We start from the raw sequence: 18083 nt of genomic DNA on the forward strand, positions 1-18083 counted from the left end.
TTTTGTTACAGACTATTCAAAATCCCCCTGAAAAATTCCACCGGAATAGCCCTCGCCTTCCGGCTCGTCCGGATTTTCTCCTTCCGGGAGTTCCCCTTCCGGTGTATCCGTCTCATCCGGATTCTCGCCGTTCAGATTTTCGCCCTCTGGCTCTTCCGGTGTATTCTGGCCCGGCTCCTGAAGTACATTCTCTGTGGAAGGCTGCGTCTCCTCGCCTGTATCTCTGGTCGGGAACAGGTTCAGATAAGGAAGGATATCCACCCACAGATCATGGGTCAGAGTCGTGGCGTAACCGCCGGTGGACTGATCCTCCACATCCGGTTCATCGATCACCACCATCATGAAATATTCCGGATTGCTGGCCGGCACAAAGCTTGCAAAGGACACGACATATTTCTTATCACTTCTCGGCTGTTTCTCTGCCGTTCCTGTCTTTCCTCCGATCTCATAGCCGGGAATGGCCGTGGACCAGGGTGTCTGCTCATCGACCATGGCAAGCATGGCTTCCCGCAGAAATTCCGAAGTGCTCTCACTGACCGTCTTACGCACCAGATTTTTTTCCTTCGTCTCGATCACAGCGCCATCAGAGCTTAAAATCTCCCGGACCACATGGGGTGTATAATAATTTCCGCCATTGATGATAGAACAGTAAACGGCCGCCATCTGGATGACTGTGGCATTGAAATTCTGTCCGAAGGAGTTGGTGGCCAGATCGACCTCCGACATGTCCTCTTCCCTTTTTAAGATGCCGTATTCCTCACCCGGCAGATCAATGCCGGTCCTGTCTCCCAGCCCGAAGATCGGCTGGTATTTGCAGAAGACTTCGCTTCCTATCTGCCATCCGATCTGCATCAACGCATCATTGCAGGATTCCACAATGGCTCCCTTCACATCCAGCATTCCGTGACCGGATGTCTTATGGCAGCTGATCCTGCTTCCGTTCGTATTTGGAATATCCCAGCCTCCGTCGCACATGTAGCTGTCTGATACGGAAAGTTTTCCTTCCTCAAGGCCGGCAGCAATGGTTAACGGCTTTGCGGTCGAACCAGGCTCATAGGTAGTCTGGGTAATATAATTCTTCCAGAGTTCATTGAGGGTCTCCAGTCTCTCCTCCTCGCTCATTGCATTGATCTGTTCTTCTGTATAATACCCGCTGACTGTAAGATCTGAAGGATTGTTTAAATTATAATAAGGATAAGTCGCCATTGCCAGAATTTCCGCATTGTTCGGATTCATCACAATGACCGCGGTGTTTTTTGAACCGATCTTCTCGTTGAAAAGCTTCAGCTGATTCTCGACAATGGTCTGCAAATTCACATCAATAGTAGATACTATCGTATTACCGTCCACTGCATCCCTGGTCACTTTTTCCGCATTGCCTTCCTCATTGATGGAACCGTATTCCCGTCCCGGAACTCCGGCCAGCTCATCGTTATAATATTGTTCAATACCGTAGCTTCCTGTGGACCCGTCTTCAGAAGCAAAGCCGATCAGATCACAGGCAAGTGTGGAGTAGGGATAGATCCTCTTGTATTCCGTTTCAAACCAGACACCGTCGATCTTATCCTTGATATCCATGTTTTCATTGACTTCTTTTTCTTTTGCAAGGAATTTATCTCTGTTTTCCTCACTCATTCGTTTTTCATAACGGATGTATTTGCTGTTGGGATTCTCCTCCAGCAGCTTTTCCAGCTCAGATCTGTCGTAGCCGTAACATTCCACCAGGGCATCAAGGGTCGGACCTGTGATATTCTCACTGGAATTGATGACAGAGGGATCCAGGATCAGATTGTATACTGCCTCGTTGGCAGCCAGAACCGTACCGTTTCGGTCAGTGATCTCCCCCCGTTTAAAAGGAATCGTACCGGATGCATAGGTTTGCTGGGCCAGTACCCGCTTCCCGTATTCTTCCCCATGATCCCTTCCGATAAAGCCTACCACGATTGCCAGACCAAACAAAACCAGCGCCACCAGAAAAAAGGTGAGCGCCAGCTTTTTTTTCATGTATTTCTGAAATATTTTAGGAGCATGTTTTGACCGGTTTTTTTTGCCGGCAGTGTTATTCTCTCGGGATGTCCTCATATTGCTGCACGTACTCACTTTCTGTTCTGTCATAGTATATCACCTGACTGTCGTCCGGATATACCATCCCCAACTCTTCCGTGGCCGTCTTGTAAATCTGATGGATATCGGAGGCAACGGCAATCCTGGAGCTGGTGGCCTCATTGAGATCCTTAAGCTCTGCCAGGGTTCCCTCCAGCGTTTCAATATTGGCCATCCTGGTATGGATGGAGGCCTGAACCTTCATATAGCTGACACAGGTTCCCAGCATAAATACCGATACCAGAGCCAGAAACAGGACAAAAGCAGGACTGATCTGCAGTGCTCTTTCCCTTGTCCGTCTGGCCCGGCGGATCTCTTCTCCCCGCCGCTCTTCCGGAATATAATATTCCTGATTCTCAAACTGCCTTGCCGTATTTCCTTCTACGATGTACAAATTCCGCCCCTCATATCTTCCCGCTGTCCGGCGGACGTTCTGTCTTTTATATTCTGCCATGATAACCCTCCCTGGGCCAAGCCGCCGGAGGCAGGCTTATACCCTTTCAAACACCCGAAGCTTGGCACTTTTAGCCCGCTTGTTATCGGAAAGTTCCTCCTCCGAGGGAAGAACCGGTTTTTTTGTAATCACTTTTCCTTTGCCCACTCTGCCGCACACACATACAGGAAAGCTGGGCGGGCAGATGCATGGATTTTCGTTTTTTCGGAAGCTGGTCTTGACCATACGATCCTCCAGAGAATGGAAGGTAATGATACAGAGTCTGCCTCCCGGATTCAGAAGATCAATCATCCTGTCAAGGGAACGATTCAGCACATCAAGCTCATGATTCAGCTCGATGCGGATCGCCTGGAAGGTTTTCTTGGCCGGATGACCGCCTGTCATCCTCACCTTGGCCGGCACAGCTGCCTTTATGATCTCCACAAGCTGGCCTGTCGTTCGTATCTCTTCCTTCTGTCTGGCTGCCACAATGTGCCTGGCAATATTCTGAGCAAATCGGTCTTCGCCATAATCACGGATGATACGGAATAGATCTCCCTCGCTGTAGCCGTTTACGATATCCTTTGCCGTAACGGTCTGACGCTGATCCATCCGCATGTCCAGAACCGTATCCTCCTTGTAGGAAAATCCTCTTTCCAACGTATCAAGCTGATAGGAGGATACACCAAGATCAAGAAGGATCCCGTCCACTGCATGAACTCCCAGATCCCGAAGCACGGTGTCCATATTTTCGTAATTGTTTCTCACAATGGTCACCCGGTCGCCAAAAGGAGCAAGCCGTTCGGAAGCCGCCTCAATAGCAGCCGCATCCTGATCAATGCCAATGTACCTGCCTCTATCCGAAAGCCGGTTGCAAACCGCAAAGGCATGTCCGCCTCCTCCAAGAGTGCCGTCCACATAGATACCGTCCGGCTTCACATTGAGATATTCGATTGTTTCTTCCAAAAGTACTGACTTATGTGAAAATTTCATGGTTAAAATCTCAGCTCCTCCAGGCCCTCGGCAATCTCTTCGATTCCGTCATATTCACTGGCATCATCCCAGGCATCCTTATTCCAGATCTCTACCCGGCTTCCGACTCCCACCAGAACCACATCCTTGGCAAGATCCGCATAGGCACGGAGACTTGCGGGGATCAAAATCCGTCCCTGCTTATCCACTTCACACTCTCCGGCGCTTCCGATGAAAAACCTGGAAAACTTTCTGGCATTTCCGCTGGTCAGTGGCATATGGCTGATGCTGGAGACTACAGAACTCCACTTGTCCTCCGTGAATACAAACAGGCACTTGTCCAGTCCCTTTGTCACGATAAATTTATCCCCCCCGGCTTCCCGGAACCTGGCGGGAACAATAAGACGCCCCTTGGCGTCCATCGTATGATTGTATTCACCCATAAACTGATTCGTCATCTTAAGTCACCCTGAAAATAACCACTTTATACCACTTACATCCATATATTAACCACTTACCACCATTCTACGTGATTTAGGATGAAATATCAAGGGGGTTTTCTGTATTTTTTTCTAAAGTTTTAATATTTATCCCAAAGGGCACTCGTCAATCCATCCCCTGCACCACAAAAAAACCGGGCCTCCTCTCGGAAACCCGGTTCGCATTTGATTTCTTTTTACTGGATGGAAATCACCTTGTAATCCTGATCCTCCACTGTCTTTTTCAGCAGCGCGTCATCTGCCGCTTCACTGAGGGTGACAACTGCCGTGCCGTTTTCGTGGCTTACGGCTGCCTCCGCCACCTGGGGAAGGGCTTCCAGGCACTTCTTCACCCTTGCCTCACAATGTCCGCACATCATTCCTTCAATTTTCATTGTCTTTACCATGGTTTTCTTCTCCTTTTTATGTTTTTCTTTTATTTTTTTGTCTCTTGATGCGTTCCGGATATCGAAAAAATTCAGCCGGAGCGCATTGGATACTACGCAAAAGCTGGACAGGCTCATGGCTGCCGCGCCAAACATGGGATTCAGCTTCCAGCCAAAGAGAGGAATCCACACACCTGCTGCCAGCGGAATCCCGATCACATTATAGAAAAAGGCCCAGAACAGATTTTCGTGGATATTCCTCAGCGCTGCACGGCTCAGCCGCACGGCTGCCGGCACATCGGAAAGGCGGCTTTTCATCAGCACCACATCTGCCGCATCAATGGCAATATCCGTACCGGCACCGATTGCTATACCAATATCGGCCCTTGTGAGAGCCGGAGCATCGTTAATGCCGTCCCCCACCATGATGACTCTGCCCTTCTCCTTCAGAGCGCGGATAACGCTTTCCTTGCCGTCGGGCAGAACTCCGGCAATCACCTCATCCACGCCGGCCTGTCTGCCAATGGCTTTTGCTGTCTGCTCATTGTCTCCGGTCAGCATGACCACCCGGATCCCCATATTCTGAAGCTCTTTTACCGCCTGCGGGCTGTCCTCCTTGATCACATCTGCCACTGCGATGATTCCCGAAAGCTTTCCTCCCTTCATAAAGAGAAGCGGCGTCTTTCCTTCCTCTGCCAGCGCCTGTGCCTGTGCCTTCATATGCTCCGGCACAGCAGTCCGGCCGCTGATATAGCTTAAGCTTCCGCCGGCCAGCTCCTCACCGTCCAGCAAAGCAGAAAGGCCATTGCCGGGAAGGGCTTTAAAATCTGAAACCTCCCTCAAAGAGAGCTTCCGTTCTTTTCCCAGCTCCAGAACCGCCTTTGCCAGCGGATGCTCGCTTTTCTGCTCCAGAGCATAGGCAGCCTCGAGAAATTCCTTCTCGGTCACTCCCTCTGCAGGAATCACATCCGTCACCTTAGGTTCCCCGTTTGTGATCGTCCCTGTCTTATCCAGCGCTGCGATCTGCGCTTTTCCTGTTTCCTCCAGAGAGACTGCCGTTTTAAACAGAATGCCATGTTTTGCACCGACTCCGTTTCCCACCATGATCGCCACCGGAGTAGCAAGACCGAGGGCGCAGGGACAGCTGATCACCAGAACAGAAATTCCCCGTGCCAGCGCAAACCCGAAGGTTTGCCCTGTAAGGAGCCAGACGATCACCGTTACCGCCGCAATGGAAATAACTGCCGGGACAAAAACGCCGGATACCTTATCTGCGACCTTGGCAATGGGCGCCTTTGTAGACGCCGCATCGCTGACCATGCGGATAATCTGGGACAGTGTCGTGTCCTCTCCCACCCTCACGGCTTCACATTTGATGAATCCGGACTGATTAACCGTGGCAGCCGAAACCGGATCTCCCGCTGCCTTATCCACAGGAATGCTTTCGCCGGTCAGAGCGGCTTCATTGACCGCACTGATTCCCTCCAGGACTCTGCCGTCCACAGGAATGCTCTCGCCGGGGCGCACCACAAACACGTCTCCTTTTCCAACCTGCTCAATGGGAACGATCACTTCTTTTCCGTCCCTCACTACCGTGGCGGTCCTGGGTGCCAGCTTCATCAGGCTTTTAAGAGCATCCGTGGTTTTCCCCCTGGAACGCGCTTCCAGCATCTTTCCGACGGTAATGAGTGCCAGGATCATAGCTGCGGATTCGAAATAAAACTCATGCATATAAGTCATGACACCGGCCATGTCGCCTTTCACCTGGGCGTCTGTCATGGCGAACAGGGCGTAAACACTCCATATAAAGGAAGCTCCGGAGCCCAGTGCAACCAGTGTATCCATATTGGGAGCTCTGTGCACCAGACCCTTAAATCCGTTGATAAAGAACTTCTGATTGATGACCATGACTGCCGCCGCCAAAAGCAGCTGCAGAAGCCCCATGGCCACATGATTTTCCTCCATAAATGAAGGAACCGGCCAGCCCCACATCATATGTCCCATGGAAAAATACATGAGAACGAGGAGAAATCCAAGAGATGCGATCAGACGTTTTTTTAGGACCGGTGTCTCCCTGTCCTTCAGCGCATCTTCATCGGCCCCTTCTGTCCCGGCCGGTACAGCTTGCGCCATATCTCCTTTCTTTTTCTGGAAAGCTCCATATCCTGCCTCCTCCACTGCTTTTATGATATCAGAGGGAGAGGCTGTTCCTTCCACTCCCATGGAATTGGTCAAAAGACTTACAGAACAGGACGAGACACCGGGTACTCCGGAAACTGCCTTCTCTACCCGGGCGCTGCAGGCTGCACAGCTCATCCCTGTTACCGTATACTGCTCCATCTGTATTACCCTCCTTTGCAATTAATACCCCCTTCGGGTATTTTTACTATATACCCTACCACGGTATATGTCAAGAGATTTTTCAAAAAATAAAAGGGAGATCTGCAGGATGCAGCTTCTCCCCATGACTTTGCTTTCTTATTTTCCTCCGTGCCATCCCTGCAGACAAAAGGGAAGTTCCATCCGGTTGGCTTCCAGTAAAGCCCTGTCCTGCAGGATCGTTTTTGCATCCCCGTCCGCCACTATTTTCCCATGGGCAAGAAGGATCACTCTTTGACAGGTATCCAGAATCATATCCAGATCATGGGAGGCAATGAGCTTTGTCTGAGCAAGGCTGTTGATCGTATTGATTACCGTCCTTCTGTTGACCGGATCAAGTGCCGTGGAAGGTTCGTCCATCAGGATGGCATCCGGTTCCATGGCAAGTATGGTGGCAATGGCTGCCATCCTCTTTTCCCCTCCGGATATTTTATGATTATAGCGATGCTTTAACTCCAAAAGCCCCAGGCGGCCCAGGACCTCATCCACCTTTTTGTCCGCTTCTTCCTTACTTAGTCCGTAATTTCTCGGTCCAAAGATCATATCCTCATAAACGGTAGGCATAAACATCTGATTATCGGAATCCTGCAGAACAAATCCCAGCTTCCGTCGGATCTGCGGCAGATTCTTCTTCTCCACAGGGATCCCTTCCACCAGGATCTCTCCCTGCCCGCTGAGGAGTCCCAAAAGAAGTTTCATAATAGTGGATTTTCCTGCTCCGTTGGCTCCGATGAGTCCCACCGACTCTCCCTTCCCAATGGAAAAGCTCAGATCCTCCACCACATAGTGTTCTCTGTCATAGGAAAAAAATACATGATCAAATTTTATCATCCTGTTCACCCCGCAAACAGACTTCCGAGAAGCTGTGTAATATCAAAATATCTGGCGCAAAAAAACGCTCCTGTACAAACCGCAGTATAAACGATGCCGGAAATTTTGAGAGGCGGCACATTGACATAAAAGAAATCACCATGAAAACCTCGAAGCATCATACTGTTGTACAGTTCCTCCCCCCGGTCCATGCTACGAAGAAGCATCTGTCCCAAAAATGAACCCCAGGCGGAAATATGAATTCCCTTCTGCCCCGGAGCCCGGAGGCTGTAGGCCTGACTCATGACAGACAGTTCTTCTATCATCACCCCGATGTAACGGTAGGTGAGAAGAAGGAGGGTCGTCAGAATCACGGGAACATGCAGCTTTCTTAAGGCGGCACAAAGAGAATCCATAGGCGTTGTTGCTATCAGAAGAAAGGATGCCATCAGAGAAAAAACACCCTTCAGCATCAACGTCACCATGGATACCACTCCTCCGGTGATAACCACAGATCCCAGCTGCATCACCGGCGTATGATCCAGGAAAGGATTCACAAGGCCCACTGCACAGACGAGAGGCAGAACGATCCTGAGCTTGTAAAAGCAGACATGAACCGGAATCCCTGCAGCCTGAAACAAAAGGACCGGATACAGCACCATGACGATCAGCCTTGTAAAATCATATTTGGGAAAGGATACCACCACCACAATATAAAGAATCGTGACCAGAAGCTTGCATAAGGGATGGATCCTGTGGATCGGCGAGTTTTCTGCAGCCAGAGCATCCATTTCCCGAAGCTCCGACTGGGCATGAGATAATTTATCCATAATAACCTCTAAAAAAGCGTATAGAGGCACCCAAAGGATGCCTCTGCTATCTTATCATAAATTCTATGCTTTTGCAGTATTTTTTTTCCTTCGGAAAAAGCCTCCTGCCAGACAGATGAGAGCCGCTGCTCCGGCAACTACTGCGGAACCCACCAGGCCGGAAACGCTGGTTCCCACGGCGCTGTCACTTTCTGAAAAAGCGTAATCCGGAAGCACCGCCGTCTTTTCCTGGATGGATCCGGCCACATCGGCTGCACTGCTGGAAACACCATAGTTTTCTTCATCCAGTCCCATGTTCTCGCTGTAGCCCGCTTCTCCGTTACCGAACATGGACCATTCCAGGCCGTCGGGATTGGAGCTGGCGACGAGGCTCAGACCGCCTCCCACCACTGCGACCACCACTGCCAGGATCACCAGTGTCGTCTTTAACGAGCATTTATTTCTGACCTTCTCCTGATCTGTATTCACATCCATCAAAAGCTCCGGACGTGTCTCATAGACAAACAGGAGAACCGCTGAGGTAATCAGCCCCTCCACAAGGCCGATGGCCAGATGGATCGGCTGCATAATGCCGACGAAAGCTGCGAAGGGAAGCTCCGTGATACCGGAAACGGAGGTTTCCAGAACAACCGAGAAAGCTCCCAGCTGAAGAGTGAGGACACAGCCCAGGACAGCTGCCAGGATGATCCGGATACGTCCTGCCGCCTTCGTCCCAAGGCCCGAGAACAGTTTACCCTGCATGATCGGTCTCCAGATCAGATAATATCCTACAAAGCATCCATAAAATGCCATATTCCAGCAGTTGGCTCCGAGAGCAAGAAGTCCGCCGTCGGCAAAAAACAGACTCTGGATCGCCAGGATCACCACCATGGACAAAAAGCCCGCCTGAGGTCCGAGGAGCGCCGACAGCAGCATGCCGCCGCACAGATGACCGGAGGAACCGGTACCCGGAATCGTATAATTGATCATCTGTCCTGCAAAAACCAGGGCAGAAGCCACCGCCATAGTGGGCAGCTTTGCTGTATTTTCATCCTTCTTTAAAGTTTTCACGGAAATACCGGTGGTTACACCGGAAGCAACATACATGGTAGCGGCGACTGCCGGGGCCACTAATGCGTCTGCCATATGCATAACTATGTACCTCTCTTTCCCGAACGAATCTCGTTCTAGACTCTCAACTGATAATAGTATAACAATATATTTTTCGAATTTTAAGCCCCCATGGGGGTTGTTTTTTTCAAAAAGCACAAAAAATTTTCGTCAGTCTGTATGGAACACAGATTCATGCAGGTACAAATTGAAAAAGCAGTAGAAATCCCTTTCACCCTGTCGTATAATGGTCTTATCAGAAGAATGCGGAGGATGTCCTATGGACCGAATTATATGCTGCTGCCTTTTTTCCTTCACTGCACTCGCCAATCTGCTGGTAAGTTTTCAGTGTCTGTCTAAGAAGTCCCGCAAGGGGCGGATGCTGGGTTTTTCCATGCTGTTCTCCGCCCTGGTCAGCATCTCCTACCTGATCAGTATCATGACTAAAAACTATTTCGTCATGTCCTTAAGCAGCAGCATCTATTTCTGCTTCATTGACTGTATGCTGCTTTTTCTGCTTAGGTTTTTTTATGCATTTCTGGATATTGATACCTCTCGCGTCAAAAGTGCCCGATGTGTTTTGTCCGGTCTGCACATCTGGTCTTCCATCGATATCCTGATTCTCCTGTCGAACCCCTTCCATGAAAAAGCTATTACCTATGCTTTTCATAATGTCGGCAACAGCGGTATAGCCAGCTGGGTCTTTGAACCCCACCCGTTTTATACTCTTCATCTGCTTCTGTGTTACCTGATCATCGGATATGGTTTTATTCTGATTTTTATGAATGTGTTCCGTATTTCCTATTTATACCGGAACTATTATCTTCGCATCATTTTCAGTGTACTGTTTGTCGTTATCATAAATGCCGCCTATCTGCTGCAGCTGACAGAGCGGAACATTGACTATTCCGTTCTGCTGTACAGCCTGTTTGGCTATGTTATTTACTGGAATACACTTGTCCGCGGTGACCGAAACCTTCTCAACCAGGCCCGCCAGATCATTTTGGACCATTCCAGTCAGCCTCTGTTCCTTTTTGATGACAATGACCGGCTGATTCTCTCCAACCAGGCTGCCAGGACCCTGCTGCCCTCCCTGGACGAAGAGACCCGCTTTTACTGGACCGAGCCCAATGGGGAGCATACCTCCTATATCTGCGACTTCCAGCTTCTCCGGGACAAGAAACAGAGGATCATAGCCCGCTTTTTTATCTTTACCAACAATATGCTGGGAATTGATTCCCTGACCGGTTTTCAGACAGAACACTACTTTTCTCTTCACCGGAAAGAATTGTCCTCCTCTCAGACCCAGCCGGTGGGTGCTGCCGTCTGCAATCTGAACCGGCTGTCTCTCCTCAATAATACCATCGGCCAAAGCTGCGGCGATGAGGCAATCGCCCTCCAGGCAAAGGTCATGAAGAAGCATTTGCCGGCCAATACCGTATTCATCCGTCTCCGGGATGCCAATCTGTGTGCTGTCTGCTATGGTCTGTCCAAAAATGAGATTAAAAAACGGATGAAGGATGCAGCAGAGCAGCTGCAGACCTATTCCCAGTTTCCCTTCCGTCTGAAAATAGATTTTGCCGTCTGTATGCTGGATGAGACAAATGACGTCATGGATGCCGCCGGAAAGGCCATCTCCATCCTGAGAACCAGAAAGGTTCTTGACAGCGAATCCGACCGCTCCAGCGCCATCGAATCCCTGCGTCAGATGCTGATCGAATGCGATCCGGAAACAGAAGGGCATGTCCAGCGAACCAGACTGCTGGGTGACAGCCTTGCTTACCGGATCGGCCTTACCGATTATGAAAGAGATCAGCTTTCCCTGCTGTGTCTTTTCCATGACATTGGAAAGGTGGGGATCCCTCTCCATATTTTGAACAAGCCGGGGCCTCTGACAGACGAAGAATGGATCATCATGCGGGGACATGTGGAAAAAGGCTACCGTATCGCCAGAGCCACCCCCGAGCTCAACATTGTGGCAGAGCCCATCCTGCACCACCACGAATACTGGAATGGCAACGGTTATCCTGACGGTCAGCAGTCTGAAGCCATTCCTCTTCTCTCCAGGATCATCAGTGTCGTGGATGCCTACGATGCCATGGTCACCGACCGCTCCTACCGGAAGGGGATCACCAGCGAAGCCGCCTGTGCTGAGCTTGTCCGCTGTTCCGGCATTCAATTTGACCCTTACATCGTGGATGTCTTTGTGCGAATGCTGGAAAACGGAAAATCCCATCCCTCAGAAACCACCTGTGAAACGATACATCCGGAGAATATCGCTGAAAAAGAAGGTTCCAAAGAAACGGCTCCCGCAAAGACCGTTCTGGTGAATCCGGTCCGTTATTCCCAGTATTTTCTGAATGATAAAGAAGTCATTGAGCAGGTGGATGAAAATTTCGAACAGCTTACCGGCTATACCATCTATGATATCCGGAATCTTTCTCTTACACAAAACGATCTTCTTTTTGAGGAAGACAAGGAGATCTACTGGAAAATGGTTAACGATATGGTCGGACATGCAGGCATTGTTTATCTGGAACACCGCATCCGCCGAAAGGATGGAACCGGGCGGTACGTATATTGTACCGGTATTCCCGACACAGACCCTGCCTCGGGAAAGAAACGGTCCACGATCATCGTTTCGGATATCACGGATTCCATCTCTGTCCAGCTCCAGATCGGTCAGGCCCGCAACCGGGCCATGATGAGCCTCAGGCGTCTTGAGGAATCCATTCAGAAGGATCCCATGACCGGACTGTTAAATCAGGCTGCCTTCCGAAAGAACTGTGAGCGGGAGCTTTCCGGCGAAAACTCCCGCTGTGTTCTGATGATGATGGATGTGGACCATTTCAAGGATTACAACGATACCTTCGGACATCCAAAGGGGGACGAGCTTCTGCTCTGCCTGACTGGTGCCCTCACATCCGCAATCCGCCAGGATGACCTGGCAGGACGCATGGGCGGCGACGAATTCTGCTGCCTGCTCCGCTTCGGGCGAAACGCTACATTGGAAGACATCCACCGAAGGACCTCAGAGGTTTTCCGCTCAATCAGCAGAGCTCTGACAAAGCTTCCCACAGCTCCGACTCTGTCAGCCGGTGCTGCCTGTTCCTCCCCCAACGGCTCTTCCTTCCGGGGGCTTTACGACGCAGCAGATAAGGAGCTTTATACCGCTAAGAAACGCGGAAAGAATCAGCTTTCCATTCAGAATCTAAAAGACCTTTCAGACGAAATCATGGCTGATGAAGAAATGATTCGTTGAGAACAATCGGATAAAGCCAGCGTCGGTGAACAGAGGGCAACACGGTTCCTGTTCACCGACGCTAAGGGGCGTTAATGCCCCTTATGCTTTTCCCTTTTCTTTTGCTGTTTCAGTTCAAACATCCGTATCTCTTCCGCCTCTTTTTGTTCCCGGCTTCTTATCTTACGTTCCTGTTTGTTCTGCTCCTGCTGCATTTTCAACGCCTGCTGTGATTTTGTGCCGATGCCGTTTTCCTGCATCTGTTTTTTCGCATCACGCTGCATCCTCTTTGGATTTCTTTTCGTCTCTTTTACAACAGTTGCCACAGCCGGACTAAACTGCAAACCATAATAGCATTTTTGAATATACTCCTGAATATCGTACTCCTTCGGTTCTGCACCAAAAGTCACCTTAGCCACCGAGAGCTTTTCATTTTCGATATGCTCAAAAACTCCTACCCAAAACGGATCTTCAAAAAATACCGTCAGTTTGCTGCTCACTTTGTCCATGACAATCCCTCCTGTCCCGCACAGTCGTGCTCGTTGTCGCGACTTTTGTCAAGTAATTCTGCAGGCAGATTACTTTCCTCATAGTTCGCGCAAATAATTGTTAAGCAAAGAATGGACAACCCGGAGGGCAGGTTACTTACCCTATAGAATATAGGACGGCTGGGCTACCTACCAGCTCTAGTACATTTTGATTATGTACATTGCGTTTTTATCTTTGCCTGTATAATCAAGCCATATGGCAAGATTAACATAATAAATCAAGGCGAACCTCCCTGAGAGAACTTCCAGAGAGGTTCGTTCCTTTTACTCCGCCGGGCTGCAGCCGCCAGTCACTTCGTGTCTGTCGGCTGTCCGGCTTTCGTCGGGTCATTGACGAAAACGTGCGTCACCGCGCTCACCAGCTTCCCGTTCTGAATAATCGGGCTGCCGCTCACGAGTGATTGTCATTAAGGACAACATTTTTATTGCATGCAATTCATTATCACGCTGATCATCATTTCTTTTTCTTCAGGCCTCGATTCAGCAATCATGATCGTGAGGGCAACCAATGTTGAATCCTCTATCTTCTTTTTCCCGTCTACAAACAACGCATTATTCTTATCCAGAAAATACAAAAACATGGTTGCTGCAATTCTTTTATTTCCATCAAAAAAACTATGATTCTTCGTTACAAAGTATAAAAGATTGGCTGCCTTTTCTTCAAGTGATTCATAAATATCCACTCCACCGAAAGACTGATAAATATTGCCGATACTGCCTTTAAAAGAGTCATCCTTCTCTTTACCGAATAGATCCGATTCATCACCAAATCGCATACTCTGAATCACCTCCATACATTCTTCATATTGAAGAACATATGTTGCTTCATTTCCTTTCGGTCGAGTCATGTTCTGGTGATCATAAGAATCCAGCAGATCGAGTGCATTGCTATACTTTTCAATTACGGAAAGCACTTGTTTGCTGTCCAGTTCATTTTCCGTCCTTTTCATAATTCGTATCACTTCTCCCAGCTGTTTGATACGATTATCATTCACAGCATATCCTTTCAATATGTACTGTTTCAATACGGAATTAGCCCAACGGCGAAATTCCACACCACGTTTTGATTTCACACGATAGCCAACGGAAATGATAACATCAAGGCTATAGTATTCGATATTTCTTTCTACTTCTCGTTCTCCCTCAATTTGAACTGTCGCAAATTTTGCGACAGTTGAATTATCAACATATAATTCCTCTTTAAGAGCATTATTAATATGCTTACCAATTGTTTTTACATCTCTGTCAAACAGCTCAGATATCTGATTACGATTCAGCCATACTGTTTCGTTATCCACAGCTACAGGTAATTTCACCTGCTTATCTTCCGTTTCAAAAATTACAATTTCATTATTAATCAACATCCTGCTCCTCCTTTTTCATTTTCCCGATTAATTCTTCATACTTCAGCTGATAGTCAATCAGCCGTGGAATATATTCCGGCGGTCTCCTGCGCCCCGCCTCCCAATCCTCTATCGTTCTCAAAGGAATTCCAATATGTATTGAAAAATCTTTCCTGGTCATTCCTGTTTGTTCCCTAAGTCTCCGTATTTTATCTGCAGATTCCATTATTTCTGAATGCCTCCATGTAGTGTTTCATTAATCATATCACATTATTTGCGGAATCGCAATGCGTGGTTTATGAAAAATAATTCTTTCTTTTTTATACATAAAAAGCAAGCAACACAATGTGATACTCATTGCATTACCTGCTTAGGATTATCCCGCTGCATCCAGCATATTCTCAATAAAAATCCCATAACCTTTTGTCGGATCGTTCACCAGCACATGAGTAACCGCTCCTACCAGTTTTCCATCTTGGATAATCGGACTTCCGCTCATTCCCTGGACAATGCCTCCGGTGAGGGCCAGAAGGTCCTCATCGGTCACCTGAACCACCAGACCCTTGTTGCTGTCGGTGGTCCTGTCGGCCTTGATGATCTCGATCTCATATTCTTCCATTTCCCCGTCGGCACAGCAACGGATCACAGCGGGGCCAAGCTCCACGTCCTGGCGATACCCCAACAAAACAGGTTCTTCTCCTTCAAGGATCGTCCGATCCGTCAGCGTCCCAAAAACGCCTGTTTCCGTATTTTTTTCTATGATTCCCAGCTTTCCGCTTCCGTAAATGATCGTTCCCAGGAGGGAACCCGGTGCTCCGGCTTCGCCCTTCATCACATCCTGAATACTGGCTCTCTCCAGAGCGCCCCCGGCAGTCTCCAGCCGCTTTCCCGTATCGCTGTCACTCATGGCATGACCCAGAGCTCCGAACGCTCCGTTTTCCTCCACGTAAGTAAGTGTTCCGATTCCCTGGGCGTCGTCCCTGACCCAGATGCCCGCCCTTAAGGTTCCATCCTCTGTCTCCACAGTATCTACCTTCACCTTCAGAAGCTCTCCATTTCTTCTGATCTTAAAAATGCAGGCCTGCCCGCCGCTTTTGGAAATGGTCTCTATCAGTGTTTCCTTATCCGGCGTCTCCGTTCCGTTTACCTCCAGAATATAATCTCCGGACTGCATGATACCGTAGGCAGGCTCCACCGTATTTCCTTCCCTGTCTGTAAGCTCTCCTGTCCCGACCACCATGACCCCATCCGTTTCCAGATATAATCCGATAGATTCCCCACCCGGATAAACCAACCGTTCTTCCACCACATCCACCTGAATGCTGCGAAGCGGAATCACTCCAAACAGCTTCAGATCCATGGCATACCGGCCCGTTTTCATGCCCTGAACCGTAACACTGTCCTTCGTATCGATACGGACAGCTCCCTTCGGTATATTGGAACTGTTTCCCAGAAGTACTTCCTCGCTCTCCGTCTCCAGAGTACTTCCCCAGGGAAGAGAAAACGAAAAGCTTCCTTTCTCTCCCACCACCACATGAATTTTTTCAGGAATCTGACTTCTCAGGTAATAATAAGAAAAGAAACCGGTAAAAATAATCATAAACCAGATCAGAACGATTAAAAGCTGTCTGTATTTCTGCTTCCGTGTCATGGCCTGCCTCCGTACCTCAGGAATTTTGGAATCGGTTCTCCGTTTCCCTTAGTATGAAGCAAAAGAACGGCAGACATACAAAGAGCCTCATTCCTTCTCAGGAAAAATTTTCCTGAAAGGATGAGACCCCAAAATCAGCATTTATAGGTTTTGGCCAGCTCCTTCATCTCTCTTGCGTTCTCCTCCACCGCATCGGTGATGACCGCACCTCCAAGAAGTCTGCAGAGCTCGGCGATCTCTTCTCTCTCTCCCAGCTTCGTCACCTCTGTGACCGTTCTTCCGTTTTTCACTGTTTTTTCTATTTTGTAATGCCTGTCGGCCATGGCAGCGATCTGGGGCAGATGGGTAATACAGATCACCTGATGGCTCCGCCCGATATCATTCAGCTTTTCCGAAACCTTCTGGGCTGTCCGCCCGCTGATGCCTGCATCGATCTCATCAAAAATCAGAGTCTCAATATCATCCGTATCGGCAAGCACCGCCTTGATGGCAAGCATGATTCTGGAAAGTTCACCGCCGGAGGCCACCTGGCCCAAAGGCTTAAGGGCTTCTCCCGGATTCGTGGAGATCAGGAACTCCATTTCATCGCAGCCGTTTGCCGTGATCCTGTCAAGCCAGCTAAACTCCATGGAAAACTGTACATCCAGGAAATTGAGATCCACCAGAGCCGAACGGATGGATTCGGTCAGATGAAAAGCCTCCACCTTCCGAATGTCAGAAAGCTCCTTGGCCAACAGAAACGCCTCATGCTTTGCACTCTCCCAGGCCGCCTGAGCTTTTTTCTTCCGCCCGTCAAAATCCTCCAGCTGTTCCAGCCGCTCTCTGCGGCTTTCCAGAGCTCCGATCATTTCCTCATAGGTTTCTCCGTATTTCATCTGCAATCCATGGAGAAAATCCAGTCGCTTCTCCAGGGCAGAAAGTTCCCTGTCATCAAACTGAAGCTCTGATCCGTAATCGGAAAGAGCCCGGCTCAGATCGCTTACAATGCTTTCCGCCTCCTCCGCCTGGGAAAGAAGCTCGGAAAGACTGTCATCGTAATTCACCGCCTCGGAAAGCTCGCGAACCGCCCGGCTCATGGAATCTCCCGCGCCGCAGTCGCTTCCGGCATATTCCATGGCTCTGGAAACACATTCCATGATCTTTCCGCTGCTGACCATCCGCTTGTAACGAAGCTCCAGCTCCGGAATCTCCCCCTCCTTCAGATCCGCCGAAGAAAGCTCATTGATCTCATAGGTGAGAAAATCCATCTCCCGGATCCGCTCCTCCTCCCCGATCTCATAGGAGGAAAGCTCTTCCTCCGCTTCCTTAAACCGTCCGTAGGCCTCCTTGAGGCGCGCCTTCACATCGGCCTCCTCATGTCTGGCATAAGCGTCAAGAATCTCCAGATGCTTGGATTTATGCAGCAGGGACTGATGCTCATGCTGTCCGTGTATATCAATGAGAAGAGCGGTTACTGCCCGCAGCCGGGACACGGTGACCGTCTCATCGTTGATGCGGCAGATGCTTTTTCCCTGGCTCAGCTTTCTTGTGACAAGAACGGAACCATCCTCTTCCGGAACTACGCCAAGTTCACGAAGGGCCTGCTTTTTTTCCCTTCCTGACACGTGGAAAAGAAGCTCCACGCTGGCAGGTGTCTCATCGTCCCGCAGAAGCCCTCTTGCCGTCTTCACTCCCAAAGCCAGATTCACTGCATCGATGAGGATGGATTTACCAGCTCCCGTTTCACCGGTGAGGATATTCAGACCGTCTCCAAGACTCACATCTGCCTCGTCGATGAGTGCAATATTTTTTACATGCAAATTTAACAGCATGTTCCCCT

The 18083-nt window shown here is 49.4% G+C and carries 14 protein-coding genes and 1 pseudogene; 1 reads left to right on the forward strand and 14 read right to left on the reverse strand.

The features are described from left to right. Positions 1-12: 12 nt before the first annotated feature. The 8 genes from QJ036_RS02400 to QJ036_RS02435 form a co-directional block, all read right to left on the reverse strand. Positions 13-2004: a peptidoglycan D,D-transpeptidase FtsI family protein gene (locus QJ036_RS02400; protein ID WP_283229841.1), complete on the reverse strand. Its 1992-nt coding sequence runs from the start codon at positions 2002-2004 to the stop codon at positions 13-15. 55 nt (positions 2005-2059) lie between these two features. Then, positions 2060-2557, reverse strand: coding sequence for a cell division protein FtsL (locus tag QJ036_RS02405; RefSeq protein WP_283229842.1), 498 nt, complete (start codon positions 2555-2557; stop codon positions 2060-2062). Positions 2558-2593: 36 nt separating this feature from the next. Continuing rightward, positions 2594-3529: a 16S rRNA (cytosine(1402)-N(4))-methyltransferase RsmH gene (gene rsmH / locus QJ036_RS02410; RefSeq protein WP_283229843.1), complete on the reverse strand. Its 936-nt coding sequence runs from the start codon at positions 3527-3529 to the stop codon at positions 2594-2596. A 2-nt stretch (positions 3530-3531) separates the two neighbouring features. Beyond that, positions 3532-3966 carry a division/cell wall cluster transcriptional repressor MraZ gene (gene mraZ, locus QJ036_RS02415; RefSeq protein ID WP_283229844.1) on the reverse strand — a complete coding sequence of 145 codons (435 nt, stop codon included), beginning with the start codon at positions 3964-3966 and terminating at the stop codon, positions 3532-3534. Between the two features lie 218 nt (positions 3967-4184). After that, complete coding sequence (locus tag QJ036_RS02420; RefSeq protein WP_283229845.1) at positions 4185-6713, reverse strand: heavy metal translocating P-type ATPase; 2529 nt, start codon at positions 6711-6713, stop codon at positions 4185-4187. Between the two features lie 138 nt (positions 6714-6851). Further along, entirely contained in the window at positions 6852-7583 is a 732-nt protein-coding gene (locus QJ036_RS02425) for an energy-coupling factor ABC transporter ATP-binding protein (RefSeq protein WP_283229846.1), read from the reverse strand. 5 nt (positions 7584-7588) lie between these two features. After that, on the reverse strand, positions 7589-8392 hold the full coding sequence (gene cbiQ / locus QJ036_RS02430) for a cobalt ECF transporter T component CbiQ (protein WP_283229847.1): 804 nt from the start codon (positions 8390-8392) through the stop codon (positions 7589-7591). A gap of 63 nt (positions 8393-8455) precedes the next feature. After that, entirely contained in the window at positions 8456-9523 is a 1068-nt protein-coding gene (locus QJ036_RS02435; protein WP_283229848.1) for an energy-coupling factor ABC transporter permease, read from the reverse strand. Between the two features lie 238 nt (positions 9524-9761). Here QJ036_RS02435 and QJ036_RS02440 point away from each other — a divergent pair, with 238 nt between their 5' ends. Then, positions 9762-12743, forward strand: coding sequence for a diguanylate cyclase domain-containing protein (locus tag QJ036_RS02440; RefSeq protein WP_283229849.1), 2982 nt, complete (start codon positions 9762-9764; stop codon positions 12741-12743). A gap of 71 nt (positions 12744-12814) precedes the next feature. On the opposite strand, the gene QJ036_RS02445 is transcribed toward QJ036_RS02440, so the two are convergent. From QJ036_RS02445 to recN, 6 genes and pseudogenes are all read right to left on the reverse strand, one after another. Beyond that, positions 12815-13231: a YjdF family protein gene (locus QJ036_RS02445; RefSeq protein ID WP_283229850.1), complete on the reverse strand. Its 417-nt coding sequence runs from the start codon at positions 13229-13231 to the stop codon at positions 12815-12817. A gap of 329 nt (positions 13232-13560) precedes the next feature. Next, a pseudogene (locus tag QJ036_RS14205) lies at positions 13561-13665 on the reverse strand (SpoIVB peptidase S55 domain-containing protein); the annotation flags it as partial. 27 nt (positions 13666-13692) lie between these two features. Then, positions 13693-14634 carry a virulence protein RhuM/Fic/DOC family protein gene (gene rhuM, locus QJ036_RS02455; RefSeq protein ID WP_283229851.1) on the reverse strand — a complete coding sequence of 314 codons (942 nt, stop codon included), beginning with the start codon at positions 14632-14634 and terminating at the stop codon, positions 13693-13695. Beyond that, positions 14624-14839, reverse strand: a complete 216-nt coding sequence (locus QJ036_RS02460) for a helix-turn-helix domain-containing protein (RefSeq protein ID WP_331487463.1) — start codon at positions 14837-14839, stop codon at positions 14624-14626. Before QJ036_RS02460 ends, rhuM begins: the two co-directional genes overlap by 11 nt. Positions 14840-14989: 150 nt before the next feature. Continuing rightward, entirely contained in the window at positions 14990-16264 is a 1275-nt protein-coding gene (spoIVB, locus tag QJ036_RS02465) for a SpoIVB peptidase (RefSeq protein WP_283229853.1), read from the reverse strand. 134 nt (positions 16265-16398) lie between these two features. Further along, positions 16399-18075: a DNA repair protein RecN gene (gene recN, locus QJ036_RS02470; RefSeq protein ID WP_283229854.1), complete on the reverse strand. Its 1677-nt coding sequence runs from the start codon at positions 18073-18075 to the stop codon at positions 16399-16401. Positions 18076-18083 lie beyond the last annotated feature (8 nt).

The organism is Fusibacillus kribbianus, from assembly GCF_030053595.1.
In the GTDB taxonomy this organism is placed as follows: domain Bacteria; phylum Bacillota; class Clostridia; order Lachnospirales; family Lachnospiraceae; genus Lientehia; species Lientehia kribbiana.